Genomic DNA, 1,766 nt, shown 5'->3' with positions numbered 1-1,766 from the left:
TAAATTATTGTTTATCTCATTGTTCTTCTTGATTTTTTCGTCTATACTTGAAAGGATACTAACCAAAGCATCTTGTGCCGTTCTCTCAATTAGAGGAATTGGCATTTTGCCAAGGGTTTGAGCATTTATATTTCCACGTGTACTACCTGTGTTGAACGAATTAATCCAATCCTTATACTGTTTAGACTGGCAAAAATACTTTATGTATTTAGGATTAACTTTTTTCTCATCAATACTGAACTTAATAAGAAATCCTGCATATACAAATTCTCCGTCCATTCCATCGTAAAAATAGTTTCTTCCTGTGCTTGCACCTGTTCTCGCAAATACAATATCGTTCGGTTTCAAAAGATATTCAGAAGCTTTCTCATCATCAACCGATTTTAAGTCTTGTAGATTTAGTGTGCCATCATCTTTTATATCCGTAATTCTCAAATAGGTGTATAAATCTTTTGAGAAAGGAACTGCACTTGCTCCAATTCCGTATGAACCTTTTCCATCTACCGTTAGTGAAGCTAATGTGGTAAATTGTTCCGCCATAATCTTTTCCTCTCTATCCAATGTATTTTCGGTGGGCAATCTTAACATTGCTCTGCTTGACCATTGCGTACTGCAAGGTTGTATCTATTTTCCTATGCCCCAAGAGCTGTTGGAGCTGCTCAATGGGCATTCCTTTATCTATTGCCACGGTTGCAAGTGTACGCCTGAACTTGTGCGGGTGTACCTTGTTAATTCCTAATTGCTTTCCAAATTCTCTAAGGCGAACCTCAACACCACCGATTTTCAACCTTTCGTGTGGTGATTTCAACGACACAAACAGCGCCGGATTGTCATCCGTCCTGCTCTCCAAATAGTTCTGCAAATGTATCTTTGTGCGAGCGTCAAAATAGACTACTCGTTCCTTACTGCCTTTACCGAACACAATACATTCTCTCTCATTGAAATCAATATCATTTCGATTAAGCAGTACCATTTCGCCAACACGCATACCCGTTGAAGCAAGCATATCAATAATCGCCAAATCTCGAAGTTCCGTGCAGTTATCCCTCATAAGCTCTAAAGCTTCATCGGAGTATGTCTCCTTGATATTCGTGCCGGTTTTCACTCTGTGTATGCGTCTTACCGGACTTTTCAGTATGTAATCCTCGTCCTCCAGCCAAGAGAAGAAGCTTGACAGGATACGACGGATATTGTCGATCGTAACCTTGCTCGACTTCTTCTTTTCCTGGTACTCGGTCAGGTATCCTCGAATATCGTCCGTTACAATGTGTTTTACATCTTTGTTCAGCTCATCGAGCATTGCTTCAATAGTTGCCTTGTAGTATTTAAGAGATTTCTCGGAACAGCCCTCAATTCGCTTTGCCGATAAGAACAGCTCCACATAGTTCTGTTCCGAGTTGTTTCCTTGGTTTTGCTTCTCGGTTACCTCATACTTTGCAAGGGTATATTGTAAAACCTCCTGCAACTTTTCATTTTGTGCGTTATTCAGGAAAGGTAACATTCCCTGAATAACATCTTTGATTAAATCTTGTTTCACAGTCAATTCTCCTTTGAATAATTCTTAGAGAACGACTATGGGGCGGAAGTCCCCCGATATTAACTCCCGCCACCCACGGAAGTTATGGGATATGTTATAAGCTAAACAATAATTTAGCGGCTTAATCCTTGAGCTTGTGATATTGCTTTTTCCAAGCTCTTGACGGTTTTTTACAAATACAATCCACAGAGGAAAAAGCACAGACATTTGGTAATCCATTGTTTCCACA

At 39.8% G+C, this 1,766-nt stretch carries 2 protein-coding genes; both read right to left on the bottom strand.

What is annotated here, in order from left to right:
* Positions 1 to 540: restriction endonuclease subunit S (locus tag CAGA_RS12460; protein ID WP_135661199.1), on the bottom strand; the 540-nt coding region annotated here is incomplete at its 3' end.
* Between the two features lie 13 nt (positions 541 to 553).
* Entirely contained in the window at positions 554 to 1,537 is a 984-nt protein-coding gene (gene xerA / locus CAGA_RS12455; RefSeq protein WP_135661198.1) for a site-specific tyrosine recombinase/integron integrase, read from the bottom strand.
* Positions 1,538 to 1,766 lie beyond the last annotated feature (229 nt).

The sequence above is a fragment of the Caproiciproducens galactitolivorans genome (assembly GCF_004768785.1).
Classification (GTDB): domain Bacteria; phylum Bacillota; class Clostridia; order Oscillospirales; family Acutalibacteraceae; genus Caproiciproducens; species Caproiciproducens galactitolivorans.
This window is presented reverse-complemented; position numbering and strand designations above follow the sequence as displayed.